This window comes from Bacillus thuringiensis (genome assembly GCF_001595725.1).
Classification (GTDB): domain Bacteria; phylum Bacillota; class Bacilli; order Bacillales; family Bacillaceae_G; genus Bacillus_A; species Bacillus_A thuringiensis_K.
The window spans coordinates 1,785,858-1,800,599 of record NZ_CP014282.1 but is presented as its reverse complement, the minus strand read 5'-3'; the positions used below and the strand labels follow the sequence as shown (position 1 = coordinate 1,800,599).

Genomic DNA, 14,742 nt, shown 5'->3' with positions numbered 1-14,742 from the left:
ACGCTACCTTTTAAGCCATTGTTTTAGAGATATTTTCAAGAACAGCGATAGACTCTTTCGCATTCTTAACTTCAAATCCAAATTCCCCACGAATGACACGAGAGAAGTAGTCAGCGCCATTTGGTGTAGCATCTTGATCATAAATTGGAGTTAAGTAGCGCGCCTTAACTTTTTCCGTATCAAGAAGTAATGCACGATCTTTAGGCATATTTAAATCGACTACCACACTAGAAATTGCTCCACCTGGTAAATCCGATACAAACGATAAGATTTGGTAACCTGCCGCAGTATCTTGACGCGTAGTACGAATTGTATCGCCACCAAGTTTTGTGATTTGTCGTGCGATATTCGGTCCACATAGAATCGTATTTGCTGAACCGCCTCGAGTAAATACTTGTTCTACAGCGTCATTTAAAGGTTTTGCCGCAATTTCGTTCCCTTTAAAGTCTTGCTTATGAGAACCTTCAATACCCGCAAATGCAAATAAACCACCTGTAGTACGCGGTTGTGTTGGAGAGCCAACATTTCTACGACCATAAATTAGAGAAGTGTTGGCTTCACGAATCATCTCTTGTAAACGCAGGTTTACTTGATAATCTAATTCGTTTGATACGCCGTATGTGTTCACTTGTTGTTGTGTACGTGAAACAGATGCGTATCTTGAAAAGATTTGTGAGAAGTTATGTGACACTAAACGGTCATTGATCTCATTCTTACGGAAAGCATCTTCACCTTCTGGTCTCGGTCTTGCGATGACTTTTAATTCACCACCAGCTGTAATTGCCTCCGCTTTCGTACTATCGTAACCACGTTGCACAGTGATTTTATCCGCGTTTTCATCGACATTTACTACACGTAACACTTCTAAGCCGTTTTGTACCAGAGCATTTTCAGTGAATTTACGAGCCTCGCCTTTTTCTAAAACTAGGTCCGTATCCCCAACAGCTGCGGCTGTTTTCACAATACCTGTATCAGAGTTCAAATAGTCGTTCTGCCATTCAAATTTAGTTTGTGTTAAAGCATCTCCTACACCAATTAGCCCGAAAAGAACAGGTGCTTTCGTGAGAATTAAATCCACATTCGCTTGCATTTGTCTTACTTGTTGTTGAAATTCGTACGTAGTTGGTACTGGCATATTTGTAGCCCCCTCAAATTTTTAAATTAAAAAACCGCTGACTTTTAATCAACGATCCGTTATTTCTTCGATTTTGCTTCTAACAACTTGTTATAAATACGAGTTACCTCGCCCGTATACTTTGAATCTTTTAACGCTTTTGTTTTCGCTTCTTCCAGCTCTTTTTCTAAAGCAAGAATTTCATTCGCTCTCGGATTTGTTCCTGGATTCGCACCACCAGCTGCATCTGCTCCTACAACTTTCTTGAACATCCAAGGTTTGCTTTCCTTTAGCGCATTAACAGCCTCTTCAACTCCTTGATAATTTCCATTCTCATCAAGTTGAATGGTCGATTTATCTAAAAGCGCCAATACATCACCTGGATCATTCGCATCTAAAGCACGTGCCATACTCTTAATTTCCGTATTTAGAATACGTGTATTTGCTTTTTCTTGCGCTTTTTGTGCTGCTTCGGAAGCTTCTAATGCCTTTTTATCAGCTTCTTCTTTTTCAGCCTGCAAACGTTCAATTTCCGTCATTTCTTGCTTTTTACGCTCTTCTTCAGCTTTTTCGTATTCTGCTAATTTCGCTTTCACATTATCGTAATCACCATATTTCTCAGCGGATTTACTACGTTCACGTTCTAAGCGCTTCTTAACAATTTCATCTAGTTCTTCTTGCGTAAAAGTTTTTGACGGATCGTCAGTACCCCCAGGCTTTTTGTCTGGATCATCCCCAGAACCGCCACCATCGGAGAAAAACTGTAGGTCTAATCGAAGTGGGAACTTAGGTGTTTTTTGTACTTGTCCTACAAAAAATTTTAATGCTGTAGCTTGTTTTACGTATTCCATTTGCAAATCCTCCATTTTGAGCCTGTCGGCTATAATTTCCGAAAGTTTATAGCGCCATTTCGTAAGGCAAGTATTACTTTTCGTTATACGGATCCTGAGACTGTCTTTTCAACATCCGCTCTTGCATAATCTCCATGAACTTTTGTTCCGCATTTTCTTTACCACTTCTCGTAATCGCACCTTTAATTGATTCGATTTCGTTTGAAATTTCATCGCCTAACTGTTCGATAAGTGATTTTTGATCTTGCGGTAACGGTAAACCGAAAATAATCTTACTAGCATAATAGTTATCTACTTTTGCTAACATTTCTTTATCGTATTTGAATTTGGAGTCATCCTTCCTAGCTTTCATATAACGTAAAATATACTCATTTAAGGTTTGTAGACGGGACTGCCATATCACCCATGAGCGTTGTGTTTTTGAAATGATATTACTGAATAAAAGCTGTACCGCCATGTCATTTATACCGCCCGTATTCATGTCAGCAGTGTTCACCATCGGTACCTCTGCTTTTTCGTGTAGGCGTTTCTGCAATCGGTCCAGATACGCTTCGATAGTTTCTTTAAATCTAAATCCACTTTCCAATTTCTTAGCACTTGGTTCACCGGTCTCTTCCGCACCATCACCTAAATCCCATTTCGCACCTGGTGCTACTTGAAGTGGATTCTTTGGATCCTCATCTACATTCGTTAGCAATGTAATAGCAAACATTTCAAAACGCAACGCATCTGAGTAATCAGACATCTTTTTATCTATTTCGTCAGAAAGCTTAATTGTTTTTTCAAGTTCACTATAGCCTGTAGTTCGCTTACTGAGCTTTTCAGTCGGCACTGGTACAACGGGAATAAAATCGATGCCCATTGATGAGCGCTCAACCCTATCCTCTTGTTTTTCTAAGTCACCGTTGTATATCGCCTCTTCAATTTCACAGTCGTACTCACCAGCTTCTTCATGCCAAACTAAGTAATACGATAATTTCCACATTTTCGTTTGTTCTTCATCAAGCCATGCAATAAAATGAACCTCTTCCAGCTGGTCTATATCCCAATCGCTATACTTTGCGATAACTTCTGTTGATGGATGCCAAATAATCTTAAATTCACCGCGACGTTTATCGTAATGAATCCGAGCATACACACCAGTTTTTGAAATAGCCCTATCTTTTGCTGCTGCTAATAACTTCTCATGCATTCGGTTATCATCCCAAACCCATGTTAATAGCCGTTCCTTCGCTTTCGCTCTACTGTTTTCTGCTTGTTGCTCCTTACTAGGTTCATATCCTGATTGAATCATAAGAGCTGGATCGTCTATCACATCAGGAGGAACTGTTACTTTCGGTTCTTTTTCAAATTGCCATGCTGCAATCATGTTTACGATTTTTTGAGGATAATCAAGTTGTATTTTCGTAGGTTCGTAGTCGAGATTGTCTGGTTTTTTATAATCAGACCATACGTTTAAGTCTCCTTCATAACGCTCATACAAGCGAACCTCAGACATAATGCGTGTCCACTCAGAATCACCGAGCGCGGTACGAACCGGCATTACAATTTCTACTGGATTCATAAAATTACGATCACCTTGTACTCTCATTCAAGCCCCTCCTTTCTCAATATCTTGAATTACCTGTAGTGCCTGCTTTACGTCTTGCACGTTTATATGCGATAGAAAAAGCCATTTGAACCGCATCCGGACCGTCATCGTGTGGGTGCATCGGATACATTTCAAATTGCTCCAATAAAGCACGTAAATGTTTCATAAAACGTAATTTACCGCTCTGTATATCTGGTAATAACGACTCAATACGTAGTGCTTTTCGTGTACGCTGCTTAATTTGTTTTAAACGAGTCGATGAAGGATATCCTTTTTTCTGCAATGCCTCTCCAACCTTATCCGCAAACCATTCCTGGGCTTGTTGCGCCTCTACCGCAAGTGCTTCGTATTGATATGCCAGCGTGTATTCTACAGCCTTTTCTAACAATGTATTTGGATGCACACGCTCCATAAAAATATCTATAACATAGCACGTACCTGTTTCCACGTTTTTCGCAAGTGTAACTACTACGCTGTAGTCACCTTTTTCTTTTCCCATTGCGAAATCAACCGCACCGTAATACAAAAGTTTTTTGTCTTTTAAATCATCTTCAGTACAGTACGTGAAATATTTAGGTTTAAATATTTGTCTTTCCTCATCAGTCGGGTTACATAAATACTCCTGGTTAAACGCTTTGGTACCGTCATCCTCTCTAATTTCCATCAAATCGATGTAAGGGAAATGTGATGGCCACAAAGTTTTTGTTCCACGGAGCATTTCTTCTTTATTCTGCTCATAAAATTCACGAGCACGATCTGCTGAGTCTGGATCATCTACCTGACGAATCTCACGCCACTTTTGCCATAAATCTTCTCGCTCTGACCATTTTAGGATTGCCGGAAATGATCTCGATACGAAATCACGACGGTTTTTAATCACGTGATGCAATAAACTGTCATAACATACGATGGTACCCATATAAATACAGGCACCTTCTTGACGACTTAAACCTGGAAGCAATTCTTCCTTGAACCAACGCTTATTTTTCGTGATTAAATCAACTGTCGCGGTATTTTCTTTACTCTCCAAATCATCCAAAATGTAAAGCTGAACTCTTTTTGACCCGTGGCGTAATCCACGTACCTGTGTCCCGATCCCTTTTGCTTCGACTTTCGTGTTCGTTAACGTAACAAATTCTTTATCATTATCCACTTCATTTCGACTCTTTTGTTCGTGAAGTAAGATACCGAAATCTTGACGTAATTTTTCGTTATACTTTAACTGATCACGTGCCCACGATATAAAGTCACCGGCTACATCGGATGTTTCAGAAATCAAAACAATGTACTGCTTTAATCGATACACGACTTGATGACACAAATAACCGTTACTCAGATAAGCGGTTTTTGCATGACCACGTCCTACACTCCAGGCCACTTTTTTCTTTTTCTCCCTACCTGTTGTTATGTCATCTAATAGCTCACATAACGTTTGGTGAAACTCTGCAGCATCATCCATCGTTACTCCGGCAGGGATTAAGTTATCTGGATTCCCTGGATTCCCTTCTTCAGAGAAATACTCATACATGAAGTACAGCATGTCATGTTCTCCACGGTGCACCCTTTTTAACTTTTCTAACTCATCGATGTCAGCAAGTAGTGTATCCATGTAATATTCTGTAGCCTCACCAGTTTCGTACAGCTCCTGTAATTTCTTCGCCCTTTCTGCTACAAGATTAATACGTTCCTGACGTTCTTGACGGGCTAACCATTTACCGTCTATATATGCCATGTAGCCCGCCCTCCTTTTACTCGCCTGTCAATTTTTTTAATTTCTGAAGCTGTTCTTCGATTTCCGCATTTGTACGGGTCGCATTTCCTAGATCACCCTCGATTACTTTCTTATCAGTCAGTAAACCGAATCGCTGCATATACAATTGCATAGCTTTTACACTCGGTTGCGGCCCTAAAATTAACTGCATTAACTTGCTGTATACCTGCTCACGCTTCTCTGCTAGAAAACTATCTGCCACTTCACTCTTGAATGCGATGAAGTCCTGGTTCTTAGTTCGCCACTCCCAAAGCGTTGTCCGATTTATACCAAGCTCGTTCGCCATTTCGTCTTGGGTTCTTTTTTCCTCGTTATTCGATTCCATTAACTCGTTTTCTACAAGCAAGTACGCCGCTTGAATTTGTTTAGCCGTGAGTTTTTGTTTTAACTCGTCTAACTTCGCCATCATTTCGCTCCCCTTTCTTCGTGAAATAGAAAAAGGCAATCGATTTAATATCGACTGCCTTGAAATTCGTATATTTTGTATAGCCCCCCGAGTTTAAAAAATCTGGCGGAACGTTACGAGCACCTGCCAGCCCCTCACCAGATATGACCTCCCCCGGGGACTGAATATGTTCTCGAGCAAAAAAGAAAAAGCCGAAGTTATTTTTCCGACTCTTTTTTCTTTTTTGCTCGTATTAGTGTACTTTTACTGATTCCAGTCATTTCTTCTACTTGCTTATATGAATGCTTATTAGCTAATAAGCCTAGCGCATGTTCAATTTGTTTCTTACTGTACTTATTCGGTCTACCTTCCCTAAAGTCTTCACGCTGCTTAGCAATTGCTTTACCTTCTTGTGTCCGCTCAACAATCATGTCACGTTCAAACTCCGCAAACGCGCTCATAACATTGAAGACTAAGCGCCCAGTCGGTGTATCCTCTATTAGTCCCATGTTCAATACATGTACCTTCACACCTTTTTCAAACAGTTCTCTTACTGTCTGTATAGCATCGACTGTCGAACGAGCAAAGCGATCCAGCTTTGTAACTACCAGTGTGTCACCTGACTCTAGTATCGAAAGTAGTTCCTTAAACTTAGGACGATCAGCTTTTGTACCAGTGAACTTCTCTGAATAAATTATACTACAGCTTTCCTTCTCCAGTGTTTGAATCTGTGCCTCTAAGTCCTGGTGAATCGTACTTACCCTCGCATATCCGTACTTCATTCATATCAGCTCCATTTCGGCCCTAACTAATGACACTAAGTTATGACACCATTTGATACCTTGATACTATCACACCCATAACAAAGTGTCAAAACCTTTAAGTTTTGACACTGATAATTTTAAAAAAATGCTTTATATATTGGATAATCAATATTCAAAAAAAGCATACATAGGTGATTACCTATACATAAATCGACTAGAAACATATCTTGGAATGACTCATGTATATTCCAACTCAAATAGCTATTCATTTATTAACCAAGTGAAAAATATAAGGATGTGATTAAGTGAACTATTATGTTCCATATTATCCAGCGATTTACCCATATCAAGCACCTCAGTATGAACACAGGTCTCCATATCCTGTAAACACGTATTATGCCTATCCTGTTTATTACAATAATCATTTCTATACCGTTCCAACCTATCCTGTTAACAAAGAAAATGACTATCTTAATCCAGACTATCACTCCGTTCGTCAAGATACCATAAAATTTCCAATTACTGTAACTTTTCAAAATATGGGTAATTCACCGTATCGAGGTTATTACCTCGATGTAGATGGTAATACCGGAAAAGTCATTTTGACAAAGCCTCACCAGGCTGCTTCAGGTATACTGTGGAAATTAACTTATGATGAGAATCGAGGTTCTTTTACTATTCAAAATATGGGTAATTCACCGTATCGAGGTTATTACCTCAATGTAGATGGTAATACCGGAAAAGTCATTTTGACACACATTCCGACTTCTTCAAGTATAGAGTGGGGTCTTCCAGTAAGCGGAAATAATGCAAGAATTCAAAATAAGGGTAATTCACCGTATCGAGCTTATTATCTCGATATAGATGGTAATACCGGAAAAGTCATTTTGACAAATCCTCACCAGGCTCACCAGGCTCCCCACGCTGCTTCAGGTATACTGTGGAGACTAACTGAATCTAGATCAGAGTAATAGTGTCGTTTCACCTTAAGTCAAGTAACTCCGTCTTAAACTAAACTGGAAAACCCGTTCTATATAAATGTAAAGTCATAACACTTTTTCGAAATTTATGCATTTAATTTACGGGTCTATTAGTTTAATAAAAGGATTTTTTAGAGCCGATCTTTGAAATCGGCTTCTTGATTTTGAAATACAATACTTAAGTTATGAAACCGATATAAATGATTATGACCCCCTGAGTTTCAAAGGCCCTTCTCCCTCAACGAGCTCGGCTGATAAAAACACCCATCGGTTTCACCTTTCGTGTTGCCGACAGTTAGATAACTACTAAAGTAGTCACCTTAGTTTCTACCTACTATATACCCTACAGTCAACCAAATCCAACGGGCATAAAAATAGCCATGATACCCTAATGACGGGCTTCATGGCTATGCGTATTATTTAGTACTGGAGTAGGACACAATTTCACCATCCTAACATAAATTGTACCTACTATGAACCCACCTTGTCAAGTCTCGTACAACTTTTTTATTAAACTTCTCATACCTGCCATATCACCGTTAATGGTCATGTGTAATACGTCCACGGCTTGTTTACAGCGTGCGTAATACAATTTTGCAGTGATATTCATAGTCCGTAATGTATTCTTTCTAGGAATCTTGTACACATACCGAGCAAGCACTATATATTTCATGTTCTTCGGTAATTGCTTAATCGCCTGATCCAGCACAATCTTATTCAACCGTCCATCGCCTTTCCCATCCAGTGCACCAGGTCCAGTAAAGCTAGGCGGCGCATCAGGGAACCGATCACCTACAGCCAGCGATTCGTAATTCTCCAGCCATAGTCGTATTGTCTTCTTTGAAACGTAGCCATCAATTCTGGTCATCTCCGAACCTCCTGACTCAGAAAATCAAACCCCTAAAACAAACACCTTAAACCATTAATAGTATTACATACTATATAACTATTAATAAATACTACTATATATATAATATATAATTATTAGTTTTATATTTTATATATATATAAGGTATATTTTTTTAAGGGGGGGGTTCTTTTTTATTTTCTTTTTCTTTTTTAAGTACTGTAGTGTATTAGACCCCCTCCTAAAAACTTTTCTTTTATATATTTTTATTTTCGTGTAAACAGCTGTGAATCTCCGAATCTGTACTTAGCACTTTCAGCTCCAATAGTACATCACTTCCAATACCTTAAAACAAATTTCAATTTACTTATCATTCTTTTTTACTATACAGTGATTCTCTTCCTAAAAATGCAGTTATAGCAGCCGTTAATATTGTGGTCAAAATAGTAATTGCATTATCCCTAGCCCACTGCCAAATATTCGGGAATACACTTTTTTCTGCAATAGTCATTTCATTAAAAACACCTGTAACATCTGCTGCAAAAGACTTACCATCAAAGCTAAGAGTAGAATTCATATTACCGTTACCCAAGACACGACTCTTGGGTACATCAATTTTTTGAGGATTGGCAGACTTCATGATATTTAATACAGCTACGTCATCTGTATTTGTTTTTAGAAAAGTATTAGAGGATTCAATATAAAAATTAGATACTTCAGAGTTTTCTATTCCTGTATGATGATCAAATCCAAAATCCACAAAATTATTTACAATAAATTTGATAGATTCTTTTTCTTCATTTTCTTTGTATGGTATCAAAGTAATTTTATTATCAGGAACCACCTTGCGTTCACCATTAATAAATACTTTAAAATTTAATTTTTTTTCATAAATTGACGGAGATAAATTTAACTTCACTGATGATCCTCCAGAATGTTCCAATAGCACTTGATTTGGTTCTTGTTTTGTTCCCATATATACTTTTTCTAAATGTACACGACCTAAAAATGCTTTTTCATCACCAAATACACCCATAGGATTTCTCACAGGCATAAAAGATAAATCCCCTTTTGCTATAGGCCAAGGTGTATTCATTCTGAGCGGACTATCTGACATAATAAATTGTGCATGTATTATTAAAGACTCTTTTTGAACTAATATTTTATCCCCGTTAATATCTATATACATAGGTACCATATTTTTTAAAACCGCTGGATCTTTATCCACACCAAAAACATAGTTATTAGATTCCAATTTCAAAGAAGCAAAAGTCAAGTCAGATTCCCAGCCACGAAATTTAGCATTCAAAGTGGCATAAGCCTTGCTCTCTGTTTTATAAAAATAACAAGTGATACTTACCAAAAAAACCAAAAAAGAAATTGCCATCAAATTACCTTTTCCGATTTTTTTTAACCATCTTTTTTGCAATATTTTACGATACCACTTTATATCTGTGTCTTGCTCCCTATGCCATTCATCATAGTATTCCATTATATCTTTTCTATTCTCATCCACTTTATTCCACTCCCGATGATAGTATTACTCCACAAATTATTAAATTGCTATATTTAATAATATATAAAAAACATAGGTTTTGGAAGGTTAATCCCCATATATTTACTAAAGAATACATACATTTTCTAATCCATCATAAAACGGAACGTCCACACCATCTATTTGTAAATCCCTTATTTTCTCAGATGTCATGTTCCTTACTCCTTGCCGCCACACGTTCTACGAATCTCAGTTGTTGTTCAATATACAGGGCATCTTTTAAAATGGTAGCCGGTACTTGTAATGCTAATTGTGGAATATGATCTAAATAATTCACTTACGTACCTCCTTTTACCATCCCTAAATTATTTGATTAAAGTTAAACATTATAACAACCGGATATTCATCTTTTCTGTTATTATTAAAATAAAATCATTTAGCTTACAAGAAGGAGTAACGAAACATGGTCAATCTTACAGAAAATGTTAATATATTTCTACACAATACGCTTGACGACATTATTCAACAAAGAGGTGAACGAAACTTAAACAAATATAGCGGGTTTTATCAGAAGATGCCTTCTCCATTAAAAGAAATTTTTTCATTTTACCACGCTGAGTTTACTGAACTATTTGATTACTTAAACAGTAGACTACATACTGGATACTATACAGCGCATGAAAGTAGAGAACTTTTTAGAGATATCCATGATATAGTCAAACTCCAGTCCTATTTAATAAATACTGAAGCTGCTTTTGATTTTTGCCCTTATTACAAAGAAATAGTCGAACAGTGCAAATCATTTTTAAAAACAAGTGGTGGTAGTTCCATCCCCCCTGAATTCAATGAAATAAAGGTAATCAGAATGGGACAAATATTCGAATTACAAAACGGAATTTCCATAACAAGAGCAAATACTACAATCCCATTTCAGCTAAAAATAATAGGTGAAGGTTCTTATGCAAAAGTTTTTAAATATAAAGATACATTTTACAATTGTTTTTTCGCCGTAAAAAAAGCAAATAGTAATTTAACAGAGGCAGAGTATCAAAGATTTTGCACTGAATTTGTAGAAATGCGCAAACTAAAATCACCTTACGTTCTTGAAGTTTTTAAGTTTGATAAGGAGAACCATCAATATATAATGGAATATGCCGATGAATCTCTGTATACTTATATTTCAAAGAGAAACAATACACTAGATTTCTCCAAAAGAATCAATTTAATTCAGCAAATATTTAAAGCCTTTACATATATCCATAGTAAAAATGTTTTACATAGAGATATCAGCCCATCTAACATATTAATAAAGATTTATGATGGAGCAGAGATTATTAAAGTATCTGATTTTGGTTTGATAAAACTAGAAGAAAGTCAACTGACTAATCAATTTACGGAAATGAAAGGCGCTTTTAATGATCCACAACTGGCGTTTGATGGATTTTCTAACTATAAAATTCATCACGAGATATACGCATTAACAAGACTCATTTACTTTATATTTACAGGTCGAACAACAATGGGTGCTTTTACTAACGAGCAATTCAAAGCATTTTTTGACAAAGGCACTAATCCTAACAGAGAAGAAAGGTATAAAGATGTTAGAGAAATGCAAGAGGCTTTCAAACATTTCTTATCCACACTTCAACAAGTTAAGAACTAAATAACACCCTTCTTCGCTAAAAACTGTCTTGCGTTATCCGTAAGCCGGTAATAATAAACATGCTCATTATCTTTCGTGACTTGCTCCAGTAGACCTAACTGAGAGAGTTGTCCTAGCCACGTATCAAACTGCGTAGCCGGGATTTCTCCTCCTACCTGGTGCATCACTCGTAAAATTGCTTCCGAACCTTTCATTCTATACCTCGTGACTTTACAATTTCTAGTGCTTGTTGTTCAGTAAAACCTTCTGAAACAAGTGCATCGAAACGTGCTTTATATACTTTAGACATTTCACGCTGCATACGCATTTGCATAGGTAACGCCTTTACAAAGTTATCCAAAATCATTTCCAGTTCGATATTTGTATATTGCTTATTAGGTTCGCTCATTTTATCACCCCTTCAAACGTGCTTCGAGTTCCGCTAATACCTGATCAACCCCTTCAGGACTTAGCACGAGTTTACCGCCAGCTAGTTCAATATTTTCTTCTGAAACCTCGCCTGTAATTTGGCAAGAGTTATTAGGATTATATTTTTGTAGAATAATAGATTCACCATCTACGAAAATCTCCATAGGATCCTTTACCTGGATACCTAATGTACGGCGTAATTCCATTGGAACTACAATTCGTCCTAATGGATCAATATTACGAATGATACCTGTTGATTTCATTTCTCTTCAGCTCCTTTTCCTTACTTTTTAACAGCTTCTATAACGCTTGCTAAACCAAAGAATACTACGCAGATAAACCACGTTGTCCAAATCGGATAATCACATATAATTTCCATCCAACCACTCCTAGTCCTTATTAATAAGAATCACAGCCGGACCCTCAACCGTAATACCGGCTACTTCAATTTTTTCATGGGGACTTACTTGCACTGTTGTGACACCTTCACGTGTCTCCAGTTCTTCACTTATGTTTTTTGTAGGTATATTCTTCATCTTTACTCACCATCCAAAATAACGCTGTATTCTTCATTAGCCACGTAAAAATTACCGAATGCGTCGCGCTCAGGGAATCCATTTTTCGTTGCCTGCACTATCTTGAGTTTCGCGTTACAGTTATGGCATTTTGTAAATTTATTCTCTTGATACTCATATTGATTCCCACGATTCCCACACATGCAGCACTCATAGCGTGTACGATATCTCGGTTTACCTTCGTCATCATACTTAATACCTGTTTTCCAATGAGTCGGATCCGCCTCTTCTTTTTTCGTGATTTTTGCTATCTCTTCCATAGGAAACGAGCTACGATTTACTTCTACGATTGGCAGTTTACGAGTCTGCTTATCAGTGACCATCTTAACAGCCGATTCCTGAATCTGTTCATGCGTAACACCTAGATCCACAGTCTTATGAACTTCCGCCTTTGCCATTACAGCACCTAATGCCGATACATCTACTTCTGGTGGGTGCTGATTAACCACGTCCACAAGTTCTCCTGCTGTATTGATAAATGAAAATCCATGTTGCTCCTCTTTCGCTACTTGTTTCTCAGGTGACGTAAGCACTAAGTATTGATGACCTACAAAACTGGAGATACCACCACGAATGTTATTTTTAATAAAGTCGAAAAAGACTGTAGTTAATGCATTTACGTTTGCTTCTTTATTTAAACGATCAAGACCATATTCATAAAGCATCGCGTGAATCGCTTCATGAAGTACGTTTTTCATTTGTCCTTCATGCTTTGTTACGTTATCCGAAATCTTGATATGTTGTTCGTGATACGTTACTTCGGCAATTCGTACTTCTCCGTTTTCTCTTTCATCAATCCATCCTTTTACTACTTCCACATCGTACGGAACACTACCAATCATTAATTGTTTAGGTATATTCATATAACTTTACCCTCCTTTAATTTGGTAAATTCGTTTCAATTTCTATTCGCAATTTATCTCGTAACCATTTAAACTCTAAATCTTTTTTATCAATTTTCGCCTCAATCACCTTTGCTTGTTCCTTCGTATAACATTTACGGAAACCGTTATATAATTGTGAAATTTCTTTCTGCAGCTGTCTCATTTCACGGTTTGAATAATAACTTACAAATTCCGTTTTACAGCTTGGACAAACGAAATAGTGCTTGTCCACACGGTTCGGTAATCGTGCTGTGAGCATTTGGATACGAAACACGTGCTCACATACTTCACATTTCGCTTTTACGGGTTTCATAGTTTTGGATGTTCCTTTCTTTCAAAGGATTTTTTTGTTTGGTTTCTAACAAACTTCATCTTTAATTTTTCTGGTTCTAATGAACCTCTAGACGAATACACCATATACTAATTTAAATACGTTCTAGGAAAGCAGGTGTGTACTATGCCTTCTGTCGTTGGAAATCTTGTCGTTCAAAACAGTAATGGTGCTTTCAATTTAGGGGATTTTTATAACGTATCTCCAAAAGAGAATACAAAATCTTATAATGGTTCAGGGGCATCAAATGTTTCTTTTGTTGTTAATACCTTTAACGGTGTTAGTGCAACGAATACATTTGATTCTGATGTTGCTGATCAAGATCAAGTTGTATCAAGTTAAAATTATTTTTTCCCTCTCCCCCTTGAATAAAACTCGATATTCCGTCAATACTGTGCATAGGCGATAGCCAAAACTCATATTAATGAACCTCTATCAGCAGTAGTTCCCTGACCCGAGCAGTTAGCTTTTGCTAGCTGCTTTTTGTACTGACTTAATAAAATTTTGTTCTTATTTCTTTTTTTACACCATATACTTCTAACCTAGGGCCAGCTCAAAGTGTTACCTCCTATCTTAAAGAGCACTTATGCATGGTGCTCTTTTTTAGTTTCCTTATTTCTACAAAATGAAATTTTTATTTAGTTTTTTATCTGCATAATATTTTGATATCTGTTTATACTATAGTTGTAACTTTTGGTTACAACTCATAATATGTATGCGTAGTAGGACTCCTCAGTGCATTACAATGGAGCAGTTAGCTACTTCAGCTAGCTGCTTTGTTGCGTTTAATAGATTTTTTGACTACTTTTGCATATCATTTTTAAAACTGTCTATACTATAGCTGTAACTTGTGGTTACAATTTGCGTTTTCATGTGGGTTACTATGTACAACAGGCAGTTAGCTGATTCAGCTAGCTGCTTTGTTGTGCTTAATAAAGTTCTTATTTAGCTTTCTTGCATAACATTTTCAACTCTGTTCATACTATAGTTGTAACTCGCAATTACAAAAGCAACATTTGATAAGTACCGTTTTTCTTTTCTTACCAGGACAGCTAGCTAATCATGCTAGCTGTTTTATTGTAT

General features: G+C 37.1%; 18 protein-coding genes. 3 read left to right on the top strand and 15 right to left on the bottom strand.

Annotated elements, in window-relative coordinates; translation table 11 throughout:
* Positions 1–10: 10 nt before the first annotated feature.
* The 6 genes from AXW78_RS09175 to AXW78_RS09150 form a co-directional block, all read right to left on the bottom strand.
* On the bottom strand, positions 11–1,135 hold the full coding sequence (locus tag AXW78_RS09175; RefSeq protein ID WP_061884046.1) for an SU10 major capsid protein: 1,125 nt from the start codon (positions 1,133–1,135) through the stop codon (positions 11–13).
* 59 nt (positions 1,136–1,194) lie between these two features.
* Complete coding sequence (locus tag AXW78_RS09170; RefSeq protein ID WP_231122440.1) at positions 1,195–1,965, bottom strand: phage scaffolding protein; 771 nt, start codon at positions 1,963–1,965, stop codon at positions 1,195–1,197.
* 73 nt (positions 1,966–2,038) lie between these two features.
* Positions 2,039–3,556, bottom strand: a complete 1,518-nt coding sequence (locus AXW78_RS09165) for a phage portal protein (protein ID WP_061884044.1) — start codon at positions 3,554–3,556, stop codon at positions 2,039–2,041.
* 16 nt (positions 3,557–3,572) lie between these two features.
* Complete coding sequence (gene terL, locus AXW78_RS09160) at positions 3,573–5,288, bottom strand: phage terminase large subunit (protein WP_061884043.1); 1,716 nt, start codon at positions 5,286–5,288, stop codon at positions 3,573–3,575.
* 16 nt (positions 5,289–5,304) lie between these two features.
* Positions 5,305–5,733, bottom strand: coding sequence for a phBC6A51 family helix-turn-helix protein (locus AXW78_RS09155; protein WP_001086032.1), 429 nt, complete (start codon positions 5,731–5,733; stop codon positions 5,305–5,307).
* A 197-nt stretch (positions 5,734–5,930) separates the two neighbouring features.
* Positions 5,931–6,494 carry a recombinase family protein gene (locus tag AXW78_RS09150; protein WP_025118128.1) on the bottom strand — a complete coding sequence of 188 codons (564 nt, stop codon included), beginning with the start codon at positions 6,492–6,494 and terminating at the stop codon, positions 5,931–5,933.
* Positions 6,495–6,781: 287 nt separating this feature from the next.
* Here AXW78_RS09150 and AXW78_RS09145 point away from each other — a divergent pair, with 287 nt between their 5' ends.
* A complete protein-coding gene (locus tag AXW78_RS09145) occupies positions 6,782–7,447 on the top strand; it encodes a hypothetical protein (RefSeq protein WP_061884042.1) in 666 nt (221 codons plus the stop codon).
* A gap of 496 nt (positions 7,448–7,943) precedes the next feature.
* Here AXW78_RS09145 and AXW78_RS09140 read toward each other — a convergent pair whose 3' ends face one another.
* From AXW78_RS09140 to AXW78_RS35255, 3 genes are all read right to left on the bottom strand, one after another.
* On the bottom strand, positions 7,944–8,324 hold the full coding sequence (locus tag AXW78_RS09140) for a hypothetical protein (RefSeq protein ID WP_061884041.1): 381 nt from the start codon (positions 8,322–8,324) through the stop codon (positions 7,944–7,946).
* Between the two features lie 349 nt (positions 8,325–8,673).
* On the bottom strand, positions 8,674–9,819 hold the full coding sequence (locus AXW78_RS09135; protein ID WP_061884040.1) for a hypothetical protein: 1,146 nt from the start codon (positions 9,817–9,819) through the stop codon (positions 8,674–8,676).
* Between the two features lie 181 nt (positions 9,820–10,000).
* Positions 10,001–10,135: a hypothetical protein gene (locus AXW78_RS35255; protein ID WP_257130643.1), complete on the bottom strand. Its 135-nt coding sequence runs from the start codon at positions 10,133–10,135 to the stop codon at positions 10,001–10,003.
* A gap of 126 nt (positions 10,136–10,261) precedes the next feature.
* On the opposite strand from AXW78_RS35255, the gene AXW78_RS09130 reads away from it, so the two are divergent.
* Positions 10,262–11,461: a protein kinase domain-containing protein gene (locus AXW78_RS09130; protein WP_061884039.1), complete on the top strand. Its 1,200-nt coding sequence runs from the start codon at positions 10,262–10,264 to the stop codon at positions 11,459–11,461.
* Here AXW78_RS09130 and AXW78_RS09125 read toward each other — a convergent pair.
* The 6 genes from AXW78_RS09125 to AXW78_RS09100 all read right to left on the bottom strand — a co-directional run bounded on the left by AXW78_RS09125 (position 11,458) and on the right by AXW78_RS09100 (position 13,641).
* On the bottom strand, positions 11,458–11,655 hold the full coding sequence (locus AXW78_RS09125; protein ID WP_061884038.1) for a hypothetical protein: 198 nt from the start codon (positions 11,653–11,655) through the stop codon (positions 11,458–11,460). The two genes, AXW78_RS09130 and AXW78_RS09125, sit on opposite strands and share 4 nt — an antisense overlap.
* A complete protein-coding gene (locus tag AXW78_RS09120; RefSeq protein ID WP_001294615.1) occupies positions 11,652–11,849 on the bottom strand; it encodes a hypothetical protein in 198 nt (65 codons plus the stop codon). Before AXW78_RS09120 ends, AXW78_RS09125 begins: the two co-directional genes overlap by 4 nt.
* A 4-nt stretch (positions 11,850–11,853) precedes the next feature.
* Complete coding sequence (locus tag AXW78_RS09115; protein WP_061884037.1) at positions 11,854–12,132, bottom strand: AbrB/MazE/SpoVT family DNA-binding domain-containing protein; 279 nt, start codon at positions 12,130–12,132, stop codon at positions 11,854–11,856.
* 126 nt (positions 12,133–12,258) lie between these two features.
* On the bottom strand, positions 12,259–12,405 hold the full coding sequence (locus AXW78_RS09110) for a BC1881 family protein (protein ID WP_000790088.1): 147 nt from the start codon (positions 12,403–12,405) through the stop codon (positions 12,259–12,261).
* A 2-nt stretch (positions 12,406–12,407) separates the two neighbouring features.
* Entirely contained in the window at positions 12,408–13,307 is a 900-nt protein-coding gene (locus AXW78_RS09105; RefSeq protein ID WP_061884036.1) for a hypothetical protein, read from the bottom strand.
* A gap of 16 nt (positions 13,308–13,323) precedes the next feature.
* Positions 13,324–13,641, bottom strand: a complete 318-nt coding sequence (locus AXW78_RS09100) for a hypothetical protein (protein WP_061884035.1) — start codon at positions 13,639–13,641, stop codon at positions 13,324–13,326.
* Positions 13,642–13,785: 144 nt separating this feature from the next.
* Here AXW78_RS09100 and gerPF point away from each other — a divergent pair, with 144 nt between their 5' ends.
* Positions 13,786–14,001, top strand: coding sequence for a spore germination protein GerPF (gene gerPF / locus AXW78_RS09095; protein WP_061884034.1), 216 nt, complete (start codon positions 13,786–13,788; stop codon positions 13,999–14,001).
* The last annotated feature ends 741 nt before the right edge of the window (positions 14,002–14,742 follow it).

Excerpts from the sequence above, each read along its gene's own strand:
- AXW78_RS09140 (WP_061884041.1), bottom strand. The coding sequence starts at position 8,324 with ATGACCAGAATTGATGGCTACGTTTCAAAGAAGACAATACGACTATGG.
- AXW78_RS09125 (WP_061884038.1), bottom strand. The coding sequence starts at position 11,655 with ATGAAAGGTTCGGAAGCAATTTTACGAGTGATGCACCAGGTAGGAGGA.
- AXW78_RS09120 (WP_001294615.1), bottom strand. The coding sequence starts at position 11,849 with ATGAGCGAACCTAATAAGCAATATACAAATATCGAACTGGAAATGATT.
- AXW78_RS09115 (WP_061884037.1), bottom strand. The coding sequence starts at position 12,132 with ATGAAATCAACAGGTATCATTCGTAATATTGATCCATTAGGACGAATT.
- gerPF (WP_061884034.1), top strand. The coding sequence starts at position 13,786 with ATGCCTTCTGTCGTTGGAAATCTTGTCGTTCAAAACAGTAATGGTGCT.
- terL (WP_061884043.1), bottom strand. The coding sequence starts at position 5,288 with ATGGCATATATAGACGGTAAATGGTTAGCCCGTCAAGAACGTCAGGAA.
- AXW78_RS09110 (WP_000790088.1), bottom strand. The coding sequence starts at position 12,405 with ATGAAGAATATACCTACAAAAAACATAAGTGAAGAACTGGAGACACGT.
- AXW78_RS09155 (WP_001086032.1), bottom strand. The coding sequence starts at position 5,733 with ATGGCGAAGTTAGACGAGTTAAAACAAAAACTCACGGCTAAACAAATT.
- AXW78_RS09105 (WP_061884036.1), bottom strand. The coding sequence starts at position 13,307 with ATGAATATACCTAAACAATTAATGATTGGTAGTGTTCCGTACGATGTG.
- AXW78_RS09170 (WP_231122440.1), bottom strand. The coding sequence starts at position 1,965 with ATGGAATACGTAAAACAAGCTACAGCATTAAAATTTTTTGTAGGACAA.
- AXW78_RS09130 (WP_061884039.1), top strand. The coding sequence starts at position 10,262 with ATGGTCAATCTTACAGAAAATGTTAATATATTTCTACACAATACGCTT.
- AXW78_RS09100 (WP_061884035.1), bottom strand. The coding sequence starts at position 13,641 with ATGAAACCCGTAAAAGCGAAATGTGAAGTATGTGAGCACGTGTTTCGT.
- AXW78_RS09175 (WP_061884046.1), bottom strand. The coding sequence starts at position 1,135 with ATGCCAGTACCAACTACGTACGAATTTCAACAACAAGTAAGACAAATG.
- AXW78_RS09150 (WP_025118128.1), bottom strand. The coding sequence starts at position 6,494 with ATGAAGTACGGATATGCGAGGGTAAGTACGATTCACCAGGACTTAGAG.
- AXW78_RS09165 (WP_061884044.1), bottom strand. The coding sequence starts at position 3,556 with ATGAGAGTACAAGGTGATCGTAATTTTATGAATCCAGTAGAAATTGTA.